Here is a 23125-nt window from a genome sequence, read left to right as displayed (position 1 = left end):
CCTCGTGGCTGAACACCTGTGGCCGAACCCCCATGGCTGAACGCCTGTGCGGTCACGTTCTCGGCGTGAGTGGTCCGTCAGGGACAGCGGCAGGTGTGCGGACTCCGGCCGCGGATGGTCGGAGTGCGCACCCGCGGGACCGTTCCCCCGTACGGAGACGTCGCTGGTGTCGACGCCGACGAAGCGGTGGTCGAGGGCGTCGAGCGGGTACGGCTCCTCGACGGGCCGCATCCGCAGGACGGAGACGGGCGCGGGCGCGGTGCCGACTCCGGCGTACCCGAGGCCCTGCCCCGTCCGCGACCTCCCGCGCCCGTACGCCGGGGAACGCGGACCAGCCCGTCCCGGGCCCGCCGGGCCGGTCACCAACAGGAGCTGTTCGTCCCCGAACATCCCGAACATCCCGACGGGCCCCGCCTCACGGTGTCGTCGGCACCGGCACCCCCATGACCTCGCAGGCATGGCGACCCGGCACCATTCCCAGGCGCCAGGCCTGCCATCCCCCGTCCAGGTCGACCCCCCGTTCCAGCAGGAGCTGGTAGGCCTCCACGTAGTCGTCGAGTTTTCCGTCGCGGGAGGCGTGGCCGGTGCGGGAGAGCTGGGCCAGTTCCTCCTGGGCGACGGCGCTGCCGATTTCGAGGCCGCCGGGCGAGGCGTACGGCAGCAGGGTGCATCTCAGGAACCTGGCCCAGTCCTCGCCCCGCCGGTCGCCGTACGAGGCGAAGAGGCCGGCCGCCTCGTCGCACAGGGCGAGGGCCCCCGGCGTACGGGCGTTGCCGGCGTCGACCACCGCCAGTTCCAGGCATGTCCATGCCTCGCCGTGGGCCACGCCGATGCGCTGGAAGTCGGCGCGCGCGTCCACCAGCAGCTGGCGGGCGAAGCCCGAGTTGCGCAGCGAGCCGGTCTGGGCGGCCCGTTGGTCGCGGGTGACCCGCGCCGAGTGGTGGCGGGCGCAGGCCAGGCCGTAGACGTCCCGCATCCGGGAGAACATCGTGCGGGAGCGCTCCAGCTCGCGGACCGCCTGGTCGAGGTTGCCGGTCTCCTCCAGGGCCTGGCCCAGGTAGTAGACCGTCCATGCCTCGCCGCGCGCGTCCTCGTTCTCCCGGTGCCGGGAGGCCGCCTGGCGCAGGCCGTCGACCGCGGTGGACGCGTCGCCGTCGACGAGGCGGGCGCGGGCCAGCTGGGTCAGGGCCCAGGCCTCGCCGCGGGCGTCGCGCGTACGGCCGTACAGGTCGAGGGCGTCGCGCAACTCCCGCTCCGCGCGCGGGACGTCGCCCATCCGCAGGCCCAGCTGGCCGAGCTGGAAGTGGGCCCACGCCTCGCCGTGCACGGACTCGCCCTCGCGGTGCAGGACCAGGGCCTCGGTGAGCAGGCTCAGGGCGGTGGCGAGGTGGCCCCGGTCGCGCTCCACGGCGGCCAGCGCGTGCATCGTCCAGGCGCGGTCCGCCGCCAGGTCGGGGGAGGCCTGCAGGTCCATGGCCTCCTGGAGCCTGGTGGCCGCCTCGGTGAGGTTGCCCTGGTGGTGCAGGGTGATGCCGAGGGAGCACAGGGCCCGGGCCGCGCCCGCGTCGTGGTGCGCCTCGAAGTAGAGGTTCACCACGGACGACAGGGTGGTGTGGGCCTTGTCCAGCTCACCGAGCTGGCGGGCCGCGATACCGGTGCGCCACTGGACCGAGCGCACCAGCAGGCCCTGGTCGACCGCCTGCGTCAACTCGCTGATCTCGCCCAGCCGGTAGAGGTCGCCGCGCAGCAGGCAGTAGTCGCAGAGGGCGCCCAGCAGGTGCAGTACGGCCGCCTGGTTCACGCCTTCCGCGTGGCGCAGGGCCGCCGTGATGAAGCTCGACTCGTCGTCCAGCCAGCGCAGGGCCGCGTCCAGCGAGGTGAAGCCGTGCGGGCCGACTGTGCTTGATTGAAAGGAAGTATCGGCCCTGGTCGACGTCTTGCCGTCGACCAGGCGGATCACCGAGTCGGCCAGCTCCGCGTAGTTCACGATCAGGCGCTCCTGCGCCGCCGTCCGCTCGGCGGGGTCCTCCTCGTCCAGCAGCCGGGCCTGGGCGAAGGCCCGTACGAGGTCGTGCAGGCGGTAGCGGCTGCCGCGGACGTGGTCGATCAGGCCGGCCTGCGCGAGCGCGGTCAGATGGCGGGTGGCCTCCTGTTCGTCCGTCGCCAGCAGGGAGGCCGCCGCCGCGGCGCCGAGCGAGGCCCGGCCGGCCAGCGCCAGGCGCCGCAGCAGCCGCCTGGCCGGGTCCTTCTGGTCCGTGTAGCGCAGCCACAGCACCCGCTCGACGGGTTCCACCGGGCCGTACGCCGCAAGGTCGGCGGCGAGCCCGCGCGGGGTGCGCGGGCCGAGCGAGGAACCCGCGACGCGCAGGGCGAACGGGAGGCTGCCGCACAACTCCCGCACCTGCTCGGAGGCTTCGGCGTCGTACGGGTCCGGCTTCTCCTGAGCCGCCGCGTTCAGCAGCTCCTCGGCGCTCGCCGCGTCCAGGGCGTCGACCGGGAGCTGGTGGACCCAGGCGGGGAGGTCGGCGGGCAGGTCGAGCGGTTTGCGGGCGGTGACCAGGACCAGGCTCTCCGAGCGTTCGGGGACCAGGGTGCGCACCTGCTCGGCGTCGCTGGCGTCGTCCAGCACGATGGTGACCGGCAGGCCCGTCAGATGCTGGTGGTACAGCTCGCTGAGCCGTCTGACCTGCTGGTCCTGCGAGGAACGCTCTCGGAAGAGGAGCTGTTCGCGGGGCGCGCCGAGCCGGTTGAGGAGGTGCAGGAGGGCGTCGCGGGTGGTCAGCGGGGGTTCCTCGGGGCTGTCGCCGCGCAGGTCCACCACGCACGCGCCGCGGAACTGGTCCTTCAGGCTGTGCGCCGCCCGGATCGCGAGGGTGCTGCGGCCGGAGCCGGGGGCGCCGTGCAGCACGACCACCGTCGGTTTCGTCTCCGTGCTCGCGCGGGCCGCGTGCACCCACTGCGCGACCCGGGACAGCTCGGTGCGGCGTCCGGTGAACGGGCCGACCGGCTCGGGAAGCTGACCGAACGACTGCTCCAGGACGCTGCGGCGGCGCGCGGCGGCGCTCTTGTCGGTGCGGCGCAGCTGGGGCGCGCCCTGCTTGGCCCCCGCGGAGGCGCTGAGCACCCGCTGCTGGTCGAGGAAGGGGCGGATGCCGCGCACCTCCAGGGCCGTCAGCCACTGGAGCCGCAGCTGTTCCGGACCGCCCGGCTGGCCCAGGGCCCCCGCCCGGCGGCTCGCGGCCGGTACGTGCGAGGCGGTCACCCGCAGCACGATGGCCGCCGCGCCGACCACGGCGACGGTCGCGCCCGCGCCGAGGGCCGTGCCGGCGCCGGTGCCGAGGGCCAGGTCCGCGACGCAGGCCGCGACCGCGGCAACGGCCGCCACCAGCAGGGGAGTTCCGGCGCCCTCCCGGGCGTAGCGCTGTCCGAACGTCAGCCGGCCGACCTCCGCCTCGTCCAGGGCGTGGGTGTACGCCCCGTACTCCTCGGCGGCCGCCTCGGCCATGGTGTCGAGCGCGGCGCGGGCCCGTGACAGCAGCACGGCGCCGTCGGTGCGCCCGCCCGAGCGCCGTACCTCTTCCTCCACGGCCCGGGCCAACAGCCGCTCGGCCTCCGCCCGATGGACTTCCCGCATGTCACGTCCCCCTCCGGCGGTAACTCCTTTGGCGTCAAGTGTCCTTTGTGCGGGGCGTGAGCGCGAGGGGGCCGACGATCACACCAGCTCGGCGGCGGTTTTGTCTGCTGCTCCGTCCACCGCGACTGGATCGTGCTGCATTTCTGGGAATGTGACTGCTAAGGACCACCACCTCCGTACGCTTCTTTTTGAGAGCGAAGGGGGTTCGGTGCGCGACGATCACGGGACGCTGGTGGCGTTGGGGCTCAGCTTTGACGAACTCAAGGCCATGGGGCTGGACATGCCCTCCACGGCGGAGCCGACGGGCCTTGTGGACGCGTACTTGCGGCGCAGCAACAAGAAGGAGAATTTGGCGACCCTCAGAGGGCACTTGTGGGACCTGGTGCGATGGGCGCAGGCGGACGGGCTCCAGATCCGGCACGTCTGGTTCGAACAGCTCTCGGCCTCCAAGTCCTATGTGCGACGACGCGAGTTCGAGAAGGCCACACGGGTAATCATGGACGGCAAGTCCAAGACGCTCGCGGTCTGGAAGACGGACCGCTTCGACCGGCGCGGAATGGGGGCGGTCGGCCGCATTCTCGATGAGTTCGACCGCAGGCAGTCGCGCCTCGTATCCGTATCGGAAGGGCTGGACTCTGCGAAGGGCGGGCGCGTGGTCTTCGCCATCCTGAGCGAGCGGGCGCGGGAGGAAGCGAAGGACATCGCGAAGAGGGTCAAGATTGGTCACGACTCGCACAAGGCGGAAGGCCGACGCGGCACGGGCAAGCCTCCGTTCGGGCTCTGCAGCGCCCCCGGCAGCGGCAAGGTCGCACCTCACGCCGACGAGTATGAGACCGCACGCCGGCTGGCAGATCTGCTACTCGACAAGAAGAGCACGAAGGACACGGCGCACAAGCTCAACGAAGAGGGCCATCGGACCCGAAGCGGGGCCACGTGGTCGTCTACCGCAGTGAGCAAACTCGCCCAGTCCCCGCTTTTCGCGGGCATGGTCCCCGTGCGGCGGCGCAGAACGGACGAACACGGCAACCTCCTGGACAGCTGGGAGGGCTACGGAGAACCCTTGCGTGACGCGCACGGAGAAATCGTCATGTGCGGCGAGGGAGTGATGACTCCGGCCGAGTGGTTCAAGATCAAGACACTCATTGCTGAACGGACAGACCACCGGTGGGCCAAGGGGAAGCCGGGAGCGAAGTATCTCGGCACGGGCACCTACCGGTGCGGACGGATGCGTGACAAGAAGGGTACGGGAGCACTGGAGCCCTGCGGCGGCTCGATGAGCCATCGTGGAGGGCGTTACCGGTGTGAGGTGCGGCAGACGCGCGGCGAGTCCATCTGCGGTGGCGTCGTCACGCTGGCCGAGCGCATCGATCAGGCCGTAGGGGAGGCATGGGTTAGGCACATCACCACCCTTGAACCGGACGACCCGGTGATCGCCGAGATCGCCCGCCGGTGGCTTGCCTTCTCGGACCCTGAAACACAGGCGAAGAAGGAAGAGTCTCAGAGGGAGCTTGACGCCGCGCAGAAGCGCGTGAGGAAGCTCGAAGACGACTTCTACATCTACGGCAAGATGGACGAAGAGCGCTTCGAGGAGCTGAGCGAGGGGCAGCGCACCGTCATCGAGAGCACGATCGCTGCCCTTGAAGCCCTGGATGCCGAAGCGGACCTGACCCCCCTCATGCAGATCGAGAATCTGCGAGACGCGTGGGAGGGGGCAGACATGGCGGACAAGCGCATGCTGTTGAAGTGCGCCCTCGGGGAGAAGGGCATCACGGTCAGGTCGGCGGCCCGCCAGGGCGATCACACGCCGATTCTTGAGCGGCTTGAGTTCGACTGGCTCTCGAAGAGGGACGTAGCCGTGGGCGAGTGAGATTCTGCAGGCCGCTGCCCTGCGGCTCACGAGCGGGGATCCAGTAGGTGCGCAAGGATGAGATCATGCCCAATCGACTTGCGCACGCCACGTCCCCGTACCTCCTCCAGCACGCTGACAACCCCGTCGACTGGTGGCCGTGGGAGCCGGAGGCGTTCGAGGAAGCCCGGCAGCGCAACGTCCCCGTCTTCCTCAGCGTGGGCTACAGCGCCTGCCACTGGTGCCATGTACTCGCCAGGGAAAGCTTTGAGGACGGGGCGGTCGCCGCGTACCTCAATGAGCACTTCGTGAGCGTGAAAGTCGACCGGGAGGAACGCCCCGACGTCGACGCCGTCTATATGGAAGCCGTGCAGGCGGCCACCGGGCAGGGCGGTTGGCCCATGTCCGTGTTTATGACCCCCGACGGGGAGCCGTTTTACTTTGGAACCTACTTCCCGCCCGAGCCCCGGCACAGCATGCCCTCCTTCCGCCAGGTACTCGAAGGCGTCCACAGCGCTTGGACGAGTCGGCGGGACGAGGTGGGGGAGGTGGCGCAGAAGATCACGCGTGATCTGGGCGAGCGCTCGCTGAGCGTCGCGTCCGCCGGGCCGGCCACCGCCGAGAGCCAGGCCAGTGCCCTGCTTCAGTTGGCCAGGGACATCGACCCTGCGAGCGGCTGGTTCAAGGGCGACACCAAGTTCCCCCCGAGCATGGTCATCGAGTTCCTGCTGCGCCACCACGCACGGACGGGCTCTGTGGGGGCACAGGAGATTGCCGAGGGGCTGTGCGACGCCATGGCGCGATCGAGCCTCTACGACCAGGCGGGCGGAGGGTTCCACCGTTACGTACTCAGGGCGGTGCTCAATGGGCCGTTGATTCCCCACTTCGAGAAGATGCTCTACGACAACGCCCTGCTCTGCCGCGTCTACGCGCACCTCTGGCGCGCCACCGGCTCCGAGCTGGCGCGCCGCGTCGCCCTGGAGACCGCCGACTTCATGGTCGGCGAACTCCGCACGAGCGAAGGCGGGTTCGCCTCCGCGCTCGACGCCGACAGCGACGACGGAACGGGCAAGCACGTCGAGGGCGCGTACTACGTGTGGACCCCGCGGCAGCTCCGCGAGGTCCTCGGCCAGGCCGACGCCGAACTCGCCGCCCAGTACTTCGGGGTGACGGAGGAGGGGACCTTCGAGGAGGGTTCCTCCGTGCTGCAACTGCCGGAGCAGGACGGGCTGTTCGACGCGGAGAAGGTGGCCGACATCCGACGCCGGCTGCTCGCGGCGCGGGCGGAGCGGTCCGCCCCCGGGCGCGATGACAAGATCGTCGCCGCCTGGAACGGGCTCGCCGTCGCCGCCCTCGCGGAGACCGGCGCCTACTTCGACCGTCCCGACCTCGTGGACGCGGCCATCGCCGCCGCCGACCTCCTCGTACGGGTGCACCTGGACGACCGGGCGCGGCTGTCCCGTACCAGCAGGGACGGGCAGGTCGGTTCGAACGCGGGGGTGTTGGAGGACTACGCCGATGTCGCCGAGGGGTTCCTCGCGCTGGCCTCCGTGACCGGTGAAGGGGTGTGGCTGGAATTCGCCGGGTTCCTGCTCGATCAGGTGATCGCACAGTTCGCCGATCCCGAGTCCGGCGCGCTGTACGACACCGCGGCCGACGCCGAGCGGCTCATCCGACGGCCTCAGGACCCCACCGACAACGCCACGCCCTCCGGCTGGAGCGCGGCGGCCGGTGCCCTGCTGAGCTATGCCGCCCAGACCGGCGCCGAGCCCCATCGGACGGCCGCCGAGCGGGCGTTGGGCGTGGTGAAGGCGCTCGGGCCGCGTGCTCCGCGTTTCGTCGGCTGGGGCCTCGCGGTGGCGGAGGCGCTGCTCGACGGGCCGCGTGAGGTCGCGGTCGTGGGGCCGGACGGACATCCCCTGACAAAGGCCCTGCACCGGACGGCGCTGCTCGGTACCGCGCCGGGCGCCGTGGTCGCCGTAGGCACTCCGGAGAGTGACGAGTTGCCGCTCCTGGTTGACCGCCCCCTGGTGAAGGGCGAACCCGCCGCGTATGTCTGCCGTAACTTCACCTGTGACGCCCCGACGACCGATCCTGAACGGCTTCGTACGGCTCTGAGCGGCTGAAACGCCGATGGTCGGCCTACTCGCCAACCGGTTGAAACGCGACCACTGTTCGAATTGTTCAGCAAATCATCCGACTGTGATGAAACACGCTCTTCACCAGAACAACCTGCGCGCTTCACAGATCACCCATAGTCTCTGACCCGTGACGCGGCGAATGTGACACATCGTCGCGACTGGGGGTTTTGGGATCTGGGGGGATCTGTTGCTCACGTCTGTCTTTATTGCTGCCGTTTCACTGGCTCTGTTCTGGATGGCGGCTTTCACTCTCTGGTGGCAGATGCACGCGTGGCGCACGCCCGAAGTGCTGGCTTCCACCCGGTTCAGCAGACCGGACGGCGGTGACCGGCTGGCCTTCTCGCTGCTGTTGCCGGCCCGCCACGAACAGGCTGTGCTCGACCACACCATCCAGCGACTGCTGGAATCGAGCCACACCGACTTCGAGATCATCGTCATCGTCGGGCACGACGATCCGGAGACCACCGCGGTCGCCCGGCAGGCGGCCGCCCGTGACGAGCGGGTGCGGGTCGTCGTCGACCACCACGAGAAGAAGAACAAGCCGAAGGCCATGAACACGGCGCTGCCGCACTGCCGCGGCGATGTCGTCGGAGTCTTCGACGCCGAGGACCAGGTCCATCCGGAGCTGCTCGCCCACGTCGACCACGCGTTCCGTACGACGGGTGCGGACGTCGTCCAGGGCGGGGTCCAGCTCATCAACTTCAACTCCAGCTGGTACAGCCTGCGCAACTGCCTGGAGTACTTCTTCTGGTTCCGCTCGCGGCTGCACCTGCATGCGCAAAAAGGTTTCATCCCGCTCGGCGGCAACACCGTCTTCGTACGGACGGATGTGCTGCGGGAAGCGGACGGCTGGGATCCGGAGTGTCTCGCCGAGGACTGCGACCTGGGCGTACGGCTCTCCAGCGTCGGCAAGAAGGTCGTCGTCGCCTACGACTCCGACATGGTGACCCGGGAGGAGACCCCGGGCAGCCTGGTGTCGCTGATGAAGCAGCGCACCCGGTGGAACCAGGGCTTCCTGCAGGTCTACCGCAAGAAGGACTGGAAGCAACTGCCGGGCTTCGGGCAGCGGCTGCTCGCCCGCTACACGCTCATGACGCCGTATCTGCAGGCCGTCTCCGGGGTGGTCATCCCGCTCAACGTGGCCATCGCGCTCTTCCTCGACGTGCCCGTCGGGATCGCCTTCATCACCTTCCTGCCGGCCGTGACCGCCCTGGTCACCTTTGTCTTCGAGCTCGTCGGACTGCATGACTTCGGCAAGCAGTACGGGCTCCGTGTCCGCTTCGTCCACTACCTGAAGCTCGTGGTCGGTGGCCCCTTCTATCAGGTGCTCCTCGCCGGCGCGGCCGTCCGTGCCGTCTGGCGTGAGCAAAGGGGCCGCAACGACTGGGAGTTGACCAGTCATGTCGGTGCGCACCTCACCGAGGTCGAAGCGACTCACTAGGGCCTGAGGCGACCCGCCGGGCATCCCGTCCGGCGGGGAGACCTTGGTTCCACGCGCCTTGGTCGCCCGCGCCCTGGTTCCGCATGCCGTCATTCCGCATGCCCTGGTTCCGCAGGCCCTGGGCCCGAACATCCCGAACGTACCGAAAGTCCCGAGAGGACCTTCCGCGTGACCTCCACCCTTCCCGCGGTGACCCCGTCCACGGTCCCCGCGACGCGGCCCTCCGCGCCCGACACCGTCCGCGACCACCCACCGCTCCGGCGGTTGCGCACCTCGCGCCCCGACCTCCTGCTGTGCGGCGCCCTGCTGCTGGCGATCATCGTCGTGCAGGGCTGGAACATCACCGACTACCCGACGCTCAGCGACGACGAGGGCACCTACCTCGCCCAGGCCTGGGCCGTGCAGCAGGGCAAGGGCCTCGCGCACTACACGTACTGGTACGACCACCCGCCCCTGGGCTGGATCCAGATAGCCGCCCTGACCTGGATCCCCGCCCACATCAGCCCCTCGCTGATGACGGTCGGCTCGATGCGGGTCGCGATGCTGGCCGTCAGCGCCGTGAGCGCGGTCCTGCTGTACGTCCTCGCGCGCCGCCTCTCCCTGCCGCGCTGGGCGGCGGCCCTCGCGATGGTGCTCTTCGGGCTCTCGCCGCTGTCGGTCGTGCTCCAGCGCGAGATCTTCCTCGACAACATCGCGGTGATGTGGACGCTGCTCGCGTTCTGCCTCGCCGCCTCCCCGAGCCGCCATCTGTGGCACCACTTCGGGGCGGGCATCGCGGCCGCGGCCGCCGTGCTCACCAAGGAGACGATGCTCGTCGTCCTGCCCGCGCTCCTGGTCACCATGTGGCGCCACGGCCACCGCGACACCCGCAAGTTCGCGCTCACCGGAGCCATCACCGCCTGCGTCCTGATCGGCCTGGCCTATCCGCTGTTCGCGCTGCTCAAGGGCGAGTTGTTCCCGGGCGCGGGCCATGTCTCGCTCTGGGACGGCATCACGTACCAGATGAGCCGCCCCGGCTCCGGGTTCGTCCTCGACTCCGGCTCCGGCTCCTACGGCGTGCTGCACTCCTGGCTCTACTACGACCGGGTGCTGATCATCGGCGGCCTCGCCGGAGCGCTGCTGCTCCTGGCCACCTGGCGCTGGTCGGTCACCGGCCGCGCGCTCGCCGGACCCGCGCTCACCGTGGTGATCCTCGCCCTGGTGGCGCTGCGCCCGAGCGGCTATCTGCCCGCGATGTACATCATCCAGGCGCTGCCGTTCCTCGCGCTCGTCCTCGCCGGAGGCACCGCCAGCCTCGCCCATCTGGTGCTGCGCAGGTGGCGGAGCGAGTCGGAGAAGCCGTACGTGACCTGGGGACGGCGGGTGACGGCGGCCGTGCTCGTGGCGGTCGCCGCCGTCTATGTCCTGCCCCGCTGGTACGACGGCGACCGCACCGCCGTGACCGCGGACGCCAACGCGCCCTACCGGTCGGCGGCCACCTGGCTGAAGACCGAGGTGCAGAACCCGGCCGACACCAGGGTCCTCGTCGACGACGCCCTCTGGCTCGACCTCGTCCACGACGGCTACCGGCCCGGGCTCGGCGTCATCTGGTTCTACAAGGCGGACCTCGACCCCGCGGTGACCAAGACGATGCCGCACGGCTGGAAGGACATCGACTACGTCGTCGCCTCCCCGACCGTACGGCGTGACGCGGTCGACCTGCCCAACGTCAAGGCGGCCATCGAGCACTCGACGCCGGTCGCCACCTTCGGCCGGGGCGCGGACCGGATCGAGATCCGGCAGATCAACGACAGCGCGGGAGACACCATGACCACGACGACGTCCGGAGGCAGTCGATGAGCAGCTTCGAGAGCACTGTCCCGGGGGAGCTCGGCGATCCCGCCGTACGTGCGGCCGAGGTTCCCGAACCCGGCGCCGTCACCATCGTCGTACCGACCTTCAACGAGTCGGCGAACATCCGCGAACTCCTGCGCCGGATCACCGAGTCGGTGCCCTCCCGGCTGCCCTGCGAGGTCGTCTTCGTGGACGACTCCACGGACGACACCCCCGAGGTGATCTCCCGGGAGGCGCAGGACTGCCCGTTCCCGGTGACCGTGCTGCACCGCGAGGAAGCCGTGGGCGGGCTCGGCGGCGCGGTCGTCGAGGGGCTGAAGGCGGCGAGTTCCGACTGGATCGTCGTGATGGACGGCGATCTGCAGCATCCGCCCTCCCTGGTGCCGGAGTTGGTGGCCTCGGGAGAGAGGTCCAACGCCGGGCTCGTCGTCGCCAGCCGGTACATCAAGGGCGGCAGCCGCGAGGGCCTCGCGGGCGGCTACCGCATCGCCGTCTCGCGTGGCGCGACCTGGCTGACCAAGACGCTCTTCCCGCGCCGGCTGCACGGCATCAGCGACCCGATGAGCGGCTTCTTCGCGATCCGCCGCAGCGCGGTCACCGCCGAGATCCTGCAGCCGCTCGGCTACAAGATCCTCCTCGAACTCGCCGTGCGCAGCCGCCCCCGCCAGGTCACCGAGGTGCCCTTCGTCTTCCAGGACCGGTTCGCGGGCGAGTCCAAGTCGACCGCGCAGGAGGGCTTCCGCTTCCTGCGCCACCTCGTCGGGCTGCGCACCGCCTCGCCGGTCGCGCGGATGGTGGTCTTCGGACTGATCGGTGCCACCGGCTTCCTGCCGAACCTGCTCGGCCTGTACGCGCTCACCGCCGCCGGCCTGCACTACGTACCGGCGGAGATCCTCGCCAACCAGCTCGGCGTGGCCTGGAACTTCCTGCTCATCGAGCATCTGCTGTTCCGCGAGCGCCGAAAGCACCGCAACTGGTGGGACCGGGTGGGCCGGTTCGCGCTGCTCGCCAACGCCGACCTGGTGCTGCGCATCCCGCTGATCGCCCTGTTCGTCGGCCATTTCGGGATGGGCGCCCTGTCCGCCACCGCGCTGGCCCTGGTGACGACCTTCGTCCTGCGCTTCGCGGGCACCGAGGCGCTGGTCTATCTGCCGCGCCGCAGCAGTGAGGCCGCGGACGGGAGCCGTACGACAAGGAGAGCCGCGTGACCTATCTGGTACGACCCCGACGGAGAACCTCACTGCTGGCCGTGGCGGGCCTGGCCGCCGGGCTGCTGCTCGTCTCGCCGCAGCCCGCCTCCGCCGCCAACCTCGTCACCAACCCGGGTTTCGAGACCGGCGGCACGGACGGTATGCCGTACTGCTGGGAGAAGTCCGGCTGGGGCGACAACGACTTCACCTTCGCCACCGTCGCCGACTCGCACTCCGGCGCCAAGGCCATGAAGGTCACGCTGACCCGGCGGGTCGACGGCGACCGCAAGGCGCTGATCACGGAGTCCGCGACCTGCGCGCCGGTGGTCACCGCGGGCAAGCAGTACGACCTCGGCCTCTGGTACAAGACGACGACGCCCGACGCCTCGATCACCCTCTTCCGGCACGACACCACGGCGGGCTGGCAGTACTGGACCGACCTCAAGACGCTGGACATGGCCGCGGGCTGGACGCAGGCGAGCGTCCGTACACCCGCGGTTCCGGCCGGTACCGACCGCATCACCTGGGGCGTCTCGGTGTACGGCACCGGCTCGGCGACCACCGACGACTACACGATGGAACAGGTCTCCGACCCGATTCCGCCGGCCACCTGCACCGTCACCGCCGACGAGTGCGCGGGCGGCCGCTGGGACGTGCTGCCCACGCAGAACCCGGTGCGCTCCATGCACTCCGTCGTCCTCAACAACGGCAAGGTGCTGCTGATCGCCGGGTCCGGCAACAGCGAGGAGAACTTCGACGCGGGCACGTTCACCAGCGCGGTCTACGACCCGGTGAACGGCACGTACAAGGTGATCCCCACGCCGAAGGACATGTTCTGCTCGGGCCACGTCCAACTCGCCGACGGGCGGGTGCTGGTGATGAGCGGCAACAAGGCGTTCCCGGTCGCGGGCGGGCACGGCTACGAGGGGTACAAGGACTCGTACATCTTCGACCCGGTCACCGAGACGTACAGCAAGACGAACGACCTGAACGACGGCCACTGGTATCCGTCGGCCACCGAGCTCGGCAACGGTGACGTCATCTCGTTCGGCGGGCTGCGCGAGGACTCCACCGGCTCGGTGACGGCCGAGCGCTGGTCGGCGGCGCAGCAGCAGTGGCTGCCGCTGTGGCAGGTCAACCAGACCTGGTCGTACTGGGGTCTGTACCCGTCGATGATCCTCATGCAGGACGGACGCCTCTTCTACTCGGGCAGCCATGTCTTCGGCAACGGCACCCCGGGCACCGGCTCGGCGATCTACGACTACGACGCCAACACCACGACCGCCGTCCCCGGCCTGCAGAGCAAGGACGAGCGCGACCAGTCCGCGAGCGTGCTGCTGCCTCCGGCCCAGGACCAGAAGGTGCTGACGATCGGCGGCGGCAACATCGACTCCAATCCGGAGGCGAACCGGCTCACCGACATCATCGACCTGAAGGCCGCGAACCCGGCGTACACCGTCGGCCCGCAGATCCCGCAGGGCACGGTCGACCTCGGCAACGGCAAGGTCGCCGAGACCGGCAACCAGGGCAAGATGTACGTCTCCGCCGTGCTCCTGCCGGACGGCAAGGTGCTGGAGACGGGCGGCGGACTGCACAACCGCGCCAACCCCGTCTTCGAGGCGTCCATGTTCGACCCGGCGAGCTCCACCTTCGACCCGGTGGCCGCCGACCCCGAGGCACGCGGCTACCACTCCTCCGCGTTCCTGCTGCCCGACGGCCGGGTGATGGCCACCGGCGACAACCCGGGCAACGGCACCTGGAACCACAACGTGTCCATCTACACCCCGCCCTACCTCCTCAAGGGCACCCGCCCGACGATCACCTCGGTGATCGACAACGAGTGGGTGTACGGGGACACGCAGCGCATCACGGTCGACCGGCCCATCGTCAAGGCGGAGCTGATCCGCCCCGCCGCGGTGACGCACTCCTCCGACCCGAACCAGCGTTTTGTGGACCTTCCCCTGTCGGTGGACGGCAACAACGTCGACCTGAACGTGACGAGCAACCCCGACATGGCCCCGCCGGGCTGGTACATGCTCTTCGCGGTCGACGCCAACGGGGTGCCCTCGGTCGCCAAGTGGGTGCACCTCCAGGGCCCCTCCGCCCTGGCCACGGACACCGCCTCGGCACACGTCCACTCCTTCGCCGACTCCCTGGAGGGCACGGTCACCAAGGGCGGCAAGAAGCGGACCTCGCAGAAGGTCAGCACCACGATCTCCGGCTGCGACCGGCACTACGGCTCGATCAACGTCTGCGTGCCGACCGCCTTCCCGGACGGGGTCAAGAAGACGACGGCCTCGCGCTGCGCCTGGCTGAAGACCAACGACTACGGCCGCTTGAAGGTCAACGGCAAGGACGATCCGCTGGGCCTCGACCCGAACAAGGACGGAGTGGCCTGCGGAAAGGCGGACGTGCGCAAGGCGTAGCCCGCCAGGGTTCCAGTCGGCCCGAGCGCATGGCCGCGCCGGCGACCGTCCGAGGGAGAACACAGAACCCGGCCGCGGCCTGGGGTTGCGGCGCGCTCGCGAGGAGCCGCCGCAGCCCATCCGCGTCGATCCGATCCGCCCGCGCTTCAACCGGGTCCCGCTCGGCGCACGTCCGCAGTCCGGTTGCGGGATATTCGGGGCAGAGTAGCCTTAACTTGATCGACACTCCATGATCCTGGAGGTAGGCGATGTTTCTCCGACGACTGCGGCGTCGTATGCCGCATGGGCTTGTCCTTCTTGGCAACGGCCGCTTGATCCGGGGCTTCAGCGGCGGGTTCTACGACGGTCACGGATACCAGTCCTGACACCGCCCACCGAGTTGAACCGGTTCCGCCGCGGAGTCGCTGCTCCAGGCCGACCTTGGAGGATGTGGGGTGGCAGAGGAGACCGATGCCCTGGTGGCCGTGACGCGGATCCTGTCACCGCATTGCCGTGTCACCAGGATGTCCGGCGGAGCTCTGATCGCGGACTGGAGGCGGCGGACGCGTTTCCTCGGCATGACGACGACAGACCTGCAGAAGTTCGCCGACGGGACCACCGATGAACGCGCCGAACTCGTCACCGGTCTCATCCGTGCCGGGTGTGCGACGGCCCGCCGAAAAGAGCACTCGGACGTCGAGGTCGGGCTCTGGTTGCGCGGAGTGCACCTGCTGATCCGGACCCTGGGATTCGGGCGCGTTCTTCGGCTCCTGTGTTTGGCGGCCCCGGTGTACGCCCGTGCGGACCCTCCCTCCGCGGAGGACGTCGCGCGGCTGAAACGAGCGGTGCGATCACACAGCCGCAGAAGCTGGTTCGTCAACGACGACTGCAAGGCCGAGGCCGTGACGGCTTTCGTGCTGCTGCGGCGGTGCGGTCTGAAGGCCGTGCTTCACGTGGGTGTGCGCGAGCACCCGTTCGCCTTGCACGCCTGGACGTCTTCCGCGGGCCTGTGCATCCCTGACGCTGATCCGCGAGGGCACGCGTTCGCGCCGGTTCTCTCGATCAGTTGCGGAGGGCAGTGACGTGGAAGCACTCCGCCTTGAGTGGGCCGGGAGCGCACCGAAGCTCTGGGCGGCCGAGGCCATGGCGAGGCAGGGACTCGTGACGACGGTCTCCTCACGGGCCGGCACCGCAGCGGTCGTCGGCTGGGCCGGCTCGGTCCGTGACCGCGTGGCGGGCGCGCGCGGCCTCCTGGACGACTTCGGCCGACCGGGAGCCGCACCGCGTCTGCCGACCGGCGACTACGCGGCGGTCCTGGTGTGCCGCGACCGCATCCTGCTGATGCGGGACGAGCACGCACGCATTCCGCTGTTCTTCAGGGAGTCCGGCGGGCGGGTGAGCGCGGTGAGTACTTCGGCGTGCCGTCTGGGCGGCTTCGAAGAGCTGGAACGTCGCTACTTCTGCCGGTACCTGACCGGGAACATGGCGCAACCGCACTCGGAACTCACCCCTTTCGCCGGGGTGCACCGGGTTCTTGGCGGCGAGGTCGTGGAGCTTTCGATCACCGGGCGGCTGCGTGGTCGGGTGCGGGGACGCGTCGGTCGGGCCGACGACCCGTGGGAGTCGACAGCGGACGGGCTCCGTCTCGGCGGGGCCGCGAAGGAGCTGCGCCTCGCACTGGAGAACGCTGTCGGGCGTCGCATGGGCGGAATGACGGCGTGTCACGTCTCCGGCGGCACCGACTCCACCAGCATCGCGTTGCTCGCAGCACATCTGCTGGCCGCGGGAGCGGGCCGCCCCGGGGGCCTTGTGCTGCTCGCCGGGCGCTTCGGCAGCGGAGAGCTGGCGGGGGAGCAGCCGTACCTCGACGAGGCGATGGAGGAGATTCGCCGGCACGCACCCGCGGCCCGCCCGGTGATGGTCGATGCCGACGACGTGGCCGACTTCGACGACTTCCAGTACCACGCGGGAGACGCGGACGAGCCTCATGCGCACGCCTTTCGCGCCCCGTTCTGGAGCAGGCTTCATGCCGCCGCGGCGGAACTGGGCTGTGACACCCTCATGACCGGTTGCGGGGCCGATCCGATTGCGGACGCCAACCCTCTTCACCTGCACAGGCTGGCCCGCACAGGGCAGCTCCGGCAGATGACGAAGCAGGCACGTGCGTGGGCCGCGGGCAGCGAGCGTGGCTTGCGGGACGTCGTCCACGACTACGTCGTGCGGCCGGCTCTTCCGCTGGCAGCCGAACGGATCACAGCGCTCGTCCGCCGCGGTACGGTGCTGGGCGGCCTCGGCAGCTTCGCCCGCCCCCGATGGCTGCGACCCGGATTCGCGCGGGCTCACGGCTACCGTGAGGCCAGCATCGCGGAGAGCCGCTTCGCGTTCGGGCGCAGGCCTGAACAGTCGCTCTTCGAAGCGGCCAATTACATCGCCGCTCCCGACCCGCTGTCCTGGCGCCGGGCACGGCAGGACGGGTTCTTCCTCTCGCACCCCTTTCTCGACGGGGAGGTCATCGCCACGATGCGCCGCCTCCCTCCTGAAGCCACGTTCCATCCGGGCCGTCCGAAGGCGGTTCTGCGCGAGGCGATGGCAGATCTGCTTCCGCCCCGGATCCGTGACCGAGTGGTCAAGGTCCCCTTCAACGAGCTCTACGCCCGCGGCTTGCGGACCCACGGCGACGAACTCATCGACCTCTGCCGCTCCGCGAGGCATCCGCTGGTCGCGGAGATGTTCGACGTGGAGACGCTGTGCCGGGCAGTGAGCGAGGCACAGCTCGGTGTGGGGGACTCATATTCCTGGGATCGTATGAACAGCTCTCTCGCCCTCGTGGTGTGGCTGGAGCGATTGGACCAGCGTTCACGCGCGCTCGGTGCGGCGATGCCGGTCAGCGCAGGTTCTTGACGTCCCCCAGCGTCAGTTCCATCGGGCCCGTCACGGCGTCGACGAGGCCGTAACGGTTCACCAACTCGCGGCTTTCCGCTACGGAAGTGGTGCGGTCTTCCTCGCCCCTTCGCGTGATTACTGGTACCACCCTTACGCCGTGCGTGTCGAACTTCCAATAGACAGTGACGACGCGGGGGGTCATCGTGCGATCGTCGATCGCATTGTTTTCGCGCACACTGCCACGGTAGATGAGGGAGTCGACACCGTTCTTTGTCTCCTTCTTCAACCACTGGGGCGGGGTCGCCTTGCCGCCGTCCCAGGATGCGCTTTTGAAATCGAGCGAGTCCAGGCGGATTCGGTCCTTGCGCGCGAAGCTCGCGGTGGCGTAGAACGCCAGCTGATCGTATGGCGTCTCGATGGGCAGCTGCACAACTGTTCGGGTGGCGAACGCGTCGCTTGCGTCGATCCAGAATCCGGGGGACATCCATGGCTGTGCCGTCACCAACTCGCCGGGCTGGTGGATCTCCCTGCGGGAGAGCGGGTTTTTCTCCTGAAATTTGCTCCACTGCTTGGCGTCAGCACGCCATTGCTCGCGGAGCCGGTCGTTCGCGCTCAGCTGCACCCGTTCCCCCATGGCGTGGAACTCGGCGCCGAGCACGTAGAAACCCACATCGCTGTGGTTTTCGAGTCTGATGTCGACCGGCACGGAGAGTACCTTTCGGTCCTTGCTCAACACCGGCTTCCCCATGGTCATCTTGATAAGAGGCCTGGCCCCGCGCTGGTACGGCTGATAGAGGTTCTGGTAGCCAAAATTGGTGGCCGCGAAAACGGAGGAGACGACGACCGCCGCGGCCACCCGCTTCGGAGCGGGGATCACGACCGATGTCCGCCACACCGCGAAGACAGCCCAGGCGGAACCCACCACGAGCAGGCCCAACAACACGGGGTAGCACACGGAGTCGCCGTTCTTATATGTTCCGAACAGGAGCAGGGCATTCGTCAGCAATGCCGCGACCGTGCCGATCAGCGCGACCATTCCGGAGTAGGGGAAGCTGTTCCAGAACCAGTGGTCCACCACCGCGGCGGCGCCCAACAGCGTGGTGGCCGACACCAGGATGAGGACGGCACCTGTGAGGCGACCCGCGAAGGTCAGGGCCTCGCTGAGGTCTTCGATGCCGAACCAACCCAGCAGGAACGCCGTCGGGAGGAGGACCAGCAGGATCAGCACCATGGCTGGTCGTGACCGTCCGACTTTCGGCGGGTCCCGTCGCACCCGTGGGCGCGAGCCGGCGCCGGACCTGGGCGGAGTTCTCACGTGGTCACCTCTTGACGTCGCAAGTCGTGTGCAATGTGCCGGCCGTGCCGACGCCGATCACGACCGGACACGCATCCGGCCCGGCCGGGAAGACTCCCGCCGGTCGGTAGCGGCGTACGGCAACAGGACCTTTCGGGGTGTCTCCTTCGACCGTCACTGGGGCACTGCACGGGCGAAGCGCCGTCCGACGAGCCCCCGGTGGGCTTCCTGCGGCACGTACCTTGAGGTGGAGTCGCGGAGCATCCGCTCCCTTCAGCGGATGCAGCGGACGCAGCGGACGCAGCGGACGCAGCGGATGCGGCGGACGCGGCGGACGCAGCGGATGCGGCGGACGTAGGAGAACTGGCGCTGCGCCGGGGGCCTGAGCACCATCGTTCGTGGTGATCCGGCGGATCGCCATCCGGATGCCTCCGGACGGCCTAACCAGGACGTGCTGTGAAAGTGCTGGTCACAGCCACTTGCTGAGGACGGCGACGGTTACGGCGCCGTCCGGCTGCCGAACTCGGCGAGGGCGCGTTCCACGATGGCCTCCAGGCTGTCGTGGTGCGCGCCCTTCCAGTAGGCGCGCCCGCACTCCTCGCACTGCGCGAACACGTCGTAGGACCGCTCGGTGCCGCCCTCCAGCTGGTCCACGACCTGCTCCTTGGCGGCCTCCTTGAGCAGGCCGTTGCAGGCGGTGCAGCGTGTCCACGGCCGCAGCTCGGGTGCGAACCGGCCGAGCACGTCCCGGAGTTGGTCATCGGGCCGGGTGCTGTAGACGAACGCGCCCGCCCACAGCTCGCGGCGGCGCAGCAGCCCCCGGTCGCGGCTGAGCAGTACGCGCCGCTCGGCCGCGGAGCGCGCGGCGAGGGCCGGGTCGCCGATGTCCGTCGACTCGTACGCCGCGTCGACCCCGAGGAGGCGCAGCCGGCGCGCGAGGGTGCCGAGGTGGACGTCGAGGAGGAAGCGGAGCGGGGCGCCGGGGACCTGCTGGGGGCGGGTCACGGCCTGTACGGTCACGGACTCGCCGGCCGCCGGGATGTGCGACACGGGCAGCTCGCGGCCGTCCACGAGGAGCGTGCCGACCTCGGTCAGCGGAACGCCGAGGGATTCGACGACATGGCCGAGGGTCGAGACGCCGTCGGTGGTGACGGCGGTGGTGGCCCGGCGCCGCTCGCTCGGGACGAACACCGTCAGTGCGGGGGCGAAGGCGACGTGGATCTCGGGTCCGTTCACCCGGTCAGGATGCCACGCCGGAGGGGCCCGGCCTCAGGGAGTTTTGCTGGGAAGCCCGTGCTCCAGGACGTCCAACGTGCGGTCCACGAGGTCCGTGAAGTCGTCCCGGTGGTCGTTCTCCGCCCAGTACAGGGACGTCTCCATGAGGCCGCCGATGATGGCCATGGCGTAGACCCGTACCTCCAGGCTTTCCGGGTCCCGGCCGGTGCGCTCGCCGATGGCCTCGCAGAGCATGTTGCCGGTGACCGACATGCTCTCCATCATCCGTGAGCGCACCGCCGGGACCTGGACCATCAGGTGGGTCCGCAGCCGGGACACCTCCGGGTCGTCCTTGATGCCGAGCCGGATGGCCTTCTGCATCACGTACCGAAGGGTGTCCATCCATGGTTCGTCGGCGGGGCGGGCCCGGAGTTCCTCCATGATGAGCGGGTCGAACTCGTCCGTGAGGACGATGTCCTCCTTGGTGGGGAAGTAGCGGAAGACGGTCGACGGCGACACCTCGGCGCGCTCGGCGATCTGCTCGATCGTCGTTGCGTCGTACCCCTGCTCCCTGACCAGTGCGTACATCGCGGTACGGATCGCCTCGCGGGTCTTGATCTTCTTGCGCTCGCGGAGGCCCAGTTGGGGGCGGTCGTCGGGGCTGAAGGGGGTGGGTGCGGCCGTCATGTTGTTCATTGTCCGGCATCCGCGGGAACGGTGGCCATGGCCGGGTCCTCGTCCTCCTTCGTGGTGTGCGCGACCGGGGTGTTCGGCAGGAACGCCGCGGCCAGCAGGGCGGTGACGAGGGCCGCGATGCCGCAGACCAGCAGGACCAGGCCCATGCCGTGGACGTACGCGCCGTTCGCGGAGGCCACGAGGTCGGTCGAGCCCGCCTGCCGGCCGACGATGTGCGCCGCGACCACGGAGTCCCCGGCGGCGTCGGCCGCCTTCGCGGGCAGCCCGGTGACGTCGAGGCGGTCGCGGAAGGTGCTCGCCAGCAGACTGCCGAGCAGGGCGATACCGATGGCGCCGCCGACCTGGCGCATCGTCATGAGGAGCCCGGAGCCGCTGCCGGCCCGGTCGCGGGGCAGGGCGCCGAGGGCGCCGTCCATCGCGGGGACGATCGAGAAGCCGAAGCCGAAGCCGGTGATGGACAGCCACAGCGCGGTGAAGCCGTAGCCCGAGTCGACCGTCGTACGGCTGCCGAGCAGGGCGGCGAAGGCCAGCACCACCAGTCCCGCGCTGACCACCGCGCGGGAGCCGAACCGGTCGACGACCGGTTGCGCGGCCCGGGCCGCGACGATCAGACCGCCCATCATGGGCAGCAGCCTGACGCCGGTGCCGAGGGCGTCGTGGCCGAGCACCGCCTGGAGATACGGCGGCAGCACGAACAGCAGGCCGGACAGGACGAACATCACCAGGGTCGCGGCGAGCGTGTTGAACAGGAACCCGCGGTGGGTGAGCAGTGACATGTCGAGCATGGGGCGTGCCATGCGCCGCTCGCGCAGTACGAGCGCGGCGATCAGGACCACGGAGCCGGCGAGCATGCCCACGATCAGCGGGTCGCCCCAGCCGCGGCCGGGTGCCTCGATGATCGCGTAGATGAGGGCGCCGAGCCCGGCCGCGGTGAGCGCGGTGGACAGGACGTCGACCCTGGGGGAGGCGGGGTCGCGGGTCTCGGGCAGCAGGAAGACGCAGGCGGCGATGCCGATCGCGGCCATCGGGACGTTGACCAGGAAGACCGAGCCCCACCAGAAGTGGTTGAGCAGCCAGCCGCCGATGATCGGGCCGAGCGGCAGGCCGAGCGAGGAGGCGGCGGAGATGATGCCGACGGCCTTGGTGCGCTCGTCGGGGCCGAAGAGCGAGGGCAGCACGGACAGGGCGAGCGGCATGACCAGCGCGGCGCCGAGGCCCATCAGCGTGCGGGCCGCGATGACCCAGTTCACGTCGGCGGCCAGGGCGCCGGCCAGGGAACCGGCGAGGAAGATCCCGAGCCCGACGACGAGCATCCGCCGCCGTCCGAACCGGTCGCCGAGCAGTCCCGCCGGGAGCATGAGGGCGGCGAAGACGATCACGTACGCGTCCGCCATCCACTGCTGCTGGCCGGTGGTGGCGCCGAGTTGGCCCGCCATCGTAGGCAGGGCCACGTTGAGGATCGTGGTGTCGAAGCCGAGCGTGAGCATGCTCGCGACCAGGGCCCCGAGGGCCCACCAGCGGCGAGGGTCACGCCGTACGCCATCGTCTTGAGTGACAGTAACCATGAAATGAGAGTAGCTCTCAAAAGGTGGTGGGTGTCAATGGGGATGCACTGTCAGGGCGCACAAAAATGGCCACGGCTCAGAAGCCGTGGCCATGAAGAGAAGGAGGGAGGTGGGTTACCCGTGCTGGTACGCCACCAGTGAGATGCCCACGTAGTGCACGACGAACGCCGCGAGGGTCAGGGAGTGGAAGACCTCGTGGAAGCCGAACCAGCGGGGAGAGGGGTTGGGGCGCTTGATCCCGTAGATCACCCCGCCCGCGCTGTAGAGCAGTCCGCCGACGATCACCAGGACCAGGACGGTGATGCCGCCCGTGCGCATGAAGTCCGGGAGGAAGAAGACGGCCGCCCAGCCCATCGCGATGTAGCAGGGGGTGTAGAGCCAGCGCGGGGCACCGACCCAGAACACCCGGAAGATGATGCCGGCCGCCGCCGCGGCCCAGATGCTCCACAGCAGCCACTCTCCCTTGGCGCCCGGGAGCAGCAGCATCGTGAGCGGTGTGTAGGTGCCCGCGATGATCAGGAAGATATTGGCGTGATCGAGCCTGCGCAGCACGCCGTCCATCCGCGGGCTCCAGTCGCCGCGATGGTAGAGCGCGCTCACTCCGAACAGCAGGCAGGCTGTCAGGGCGAAGATCCCGCAGGCGATGCGGGCGCGGGTGGAACTGGCCAGAGCGGTGAGGACCAGGCCGGAGACCAGAACGGCCGGGAACATGCCGAGGTGCAGCCAGCCGCGGAGCTTGGGCTTGACCGGATGCGACGGGGAGGGCGCTGCGGGGCTGCGGCCTGCGGCCGGCGAGTCCGTGGGCGCGTCGGGGACGGGCGCAGTCATAGGCGGAATCCTACCTACGGAACCGTAAGTTACGTGTCAGTACGGCGCACTGAACAGCCAAGAGTGGCCATGTTCTCACGACCGTGACGCGAAGCGGCGTCGGCGCAAAAAAACCTTCGGCTGAACCCCACGTGTACGCAAAGAAACGCGCATA

15 protein-coding genes are annotated in these 23125 nt (G+C 69.5%); 9 read left to right on the top strand and 6 right to left on the bottom strand.

Features of this window, described 5'->3' with window-relative positions; genetic code table 11:
* Positions 1–93 precede the first annotated feature (93 nt).
* Positions 94–447 carry a hypothetical protein gene (locus tag RV986_RS19325; protein ID WP_475918614.1) on the top strand — a complete coding sequence of 118 codons (354 nt, stop codon included), beginning with the start codon at positions 94–96 and terminating at the stop codon, positions 445–447.
* On the opposite strand, the gene RV986_RS19320 is transcribed toward RV986_RS19325, so the two are convergent.
* Positions 416–3634 carry a tetratricopeptide repeat protein gene (locus RV986_RS19320; protein ID WP_475918613.1) on the bottom strand — a complete coding sequence of 1073 codons (3219 nt, stop codon included), beginning with the start codon at positions 3632–3634 and terminating at the stop codon, positions 416–418. The genes RV986_RS19325 and RV986_RS19320 overlap by 32 nt on opposite strands.
* Positions 3635–3842: 208 nt before the next feature.
* On the opposite strand from RV986_RS19320, the gene RV986_RS19315 reads away from it, so the two are divergent.
* From RV986_RS19315 to RV986_RS19280, 8 genes are all read left to right on the top strand, one after another.
* A complete protein-coding gene (locus RV986_RS19315; protein WP_475918612.1) occupies positions 3843–5501 on the top strand; it encodes a recombinase family protein in 1659 nt (552 codons plus the stop codon).
* A 65-nt stretch (positions 5502–5566) separates the two neighbouring features.
* Entirely contained in the window at positions 5567–7606 is a 2040-nt protein-coding gene (locus RV986_RS19310) for a thioredoxin domain-containing protein (RefSeq protein ID WP_475918611.1), read from the top strand.
* Positions 7607–7808: 202 nt separating this feature from the next.
* Positions 7809–9062, top strand: coding sequence for a glycosyltransferase (locus RV986_RS19305; protein ID WP_475918610.1), 1254 nt, complete (start codon positions 7809–7811; stop codon positions 9060–9062).
* A gap of 168 nt (positions 9063–9230) precedes the next feature.
* Entirely contained in the window at positions 9231–10901 is a 1671-nt protein-coding gene (locus RV986_RS19300; protein WP_475918609.1) for an ArnT family glycosyltransferase, read from the top strand.
* Positions 10898–12103, top strand: coding sequence for a glycosyltransferase (locus RV986_RS19295; protein ID WP_475918608.1), 1206 nt, complete (start codon positions 10898–10900; stop codon positions 12101–12103). Before RV986_RS19300 ends, RV986_RS19295 begins: the two co-directional genes overlap by 4 nt.
* 5 nt (positions 12104–12108) lie before the next feature.
* Positions 12109–14511, top strand: a complete 2403-nt coding sequence (locus tag RV986_RS19290) for a galactose oxidase-like domain-containing protein (protein ID WP_475924332.1) — start codon at positions 12109–12111, stop codon at positions 14509–14511.
* Between the two features lie 434 nt (positions 14512–14945).
* Positions 14946–15572, top strand: coding sequence for a lasso peptide biosynthesis B2 protein (locus RV986_RS19285; protein ID WP_475918607.1), 627 nt, complete (start codon positions 14946–14948; stop codon positions 15570–15572).
* Position 15573: 1 nt separating this feature from the next.
* On the top strand, positions 15574–17391 hold the full coding sequence (locus RV986_RS19280; RefSeq protein ID WP_475918606.1) for an asparagine synthase-related protein: 1818 nt from the start codon (positions 15574–15576) through the stop codon (positions 17389–17391).
* On the opposite strand, the gene RV986_RS19275 is transcribed toward RV986_RS19280, so the two are convergent.
* From RV986_RS19275 to trhA, 5 genes are all read right to left on the bottom strand, one after another.
* The gene (locus RV986_RS19275) at positions 17375–18604 is read right to left on the bottom strand and encodes a hypothetical protein (RefSeq protein ID WP_475918605.1); all 1230 of its coding nucleotides are present in this window, start codon (positions 18602–18604) and stop codon (positions 17375–17377) included. The genes RV986_RS19280 and RV986_RS19275 overlap by 17 nt on opposite strands.
* A gap of 561 nt (positions 18605–19165) precedes the next feature.
* Complete coding sequence (locus RV986_RS19270; RefSeq protein ID WP_475918604.1) at positions 19166–19903, bottom strand: Mut7-C RNAse domain-containing protein; 738 nt, start codon at positions 19901–19903, stop codon at positions 19166–19168.
* A 33-nt stretch (positions 19904–19936) separates the two neighbouring features.
* Positions 19937–20569, bottom strand: a complete 633-nt coding sequence (locus RV986_RS19265) for a TetR/AcrR family transcriptional regulator (protein ID WP_475918603.1) — start codon at positions 20567–20569, stop codon at positions 19937–19939.
* Positions 20570–20574: 5 nt separating this feature from the next.
* Positions 20575–22143, bottom strand: coding sequence for an MFS transporter (locus tag RV986_RS19260; RefSeq protein WP_475918602.1), 1569 nt, complete (start codon positions 22141–22143; stop codon positions 20575–20577).
* A gap of 114 nt (positions 22144–22257) precedes the next feature.
* The gene (gene trhA, locus RV986_RS19255; protein ID WP_475918601.1) at positions 22258–22971 is read right to left on the bottom strand and encodes a PAQR family membrane homeostasis protein TrhA; all 714 of its coding nucleotides are present in this window, start codon (positions 22969–22971) and stop codon (positions 22258–22260) included.
* Positions 22972–23125 lie beyond the last annotated feature (154 nt).

The sequence above is a fragment of the Streptomyces sp. RLA012 genome (genome assembly GCF_056270325.1).
The sequence above is the reverse complement of the archived record's forward strand: the minus strand, read 5'-3'. Positions and strand labels throughout refer to the sequence as shown.

What these genes read in the sequence shown, in the direction of transcription:
- RV986_RS19320 (WP_475918613.1), bottom strand. Translation starts at nt 3,634, where the DNA reads ATGCGGGAAGTCCATCGGGCGGAGGCCGAGCGGCTGTTGGCCCGGGCC.
- RV986_RS19310 (WP_475918611.1), top strand. Translation starts at nt 5,567, where the DNA reads ATGCCCAATCGACTTGCGCACGCCACGTCCCCGTACCTCCTCCAGCAC.
- RV986_RS19295 (WP_475918608.1), top strand. Translation starts at nt 10,898, where the DNA reads ATGAGCAGCTTCGAGAGCACTGTCCCGGGGGAGCTCGGCGATCCCGCC.
- RV986_RS19275 (WP_475918605.1), bottom strand. Translation starts at nt 18,604, where the DNA reads ATGGTGCTGATCCTGCTGGTCCTCCTCCCGACGGCGTTCCTGCTGGGT.
- RV986_RS19265 (WP_475918603.1), bottom strand. Translation starts at nt 20,569, where the DNA reads ATGACGGCCGCACCCACCCCCTTCAGCCCCGACGACCGCCCCCAACTG.
- RV986_RS19260 (WP_475918602.1), bottom strand. Translation starts at nt 22,143, where the DNA reads ATGGTTACTGTCACTCAAGACGATGGCGTACGGCGTGACCCTCGCCGC.
- trhA (WP_475918601.1), bottom strand. Translation starts at nt 22,971, where the DNA reads ATGACTGCGCCCGTCCCCGACGCGCCCACGGACTCGCCGGCCGCAGGC.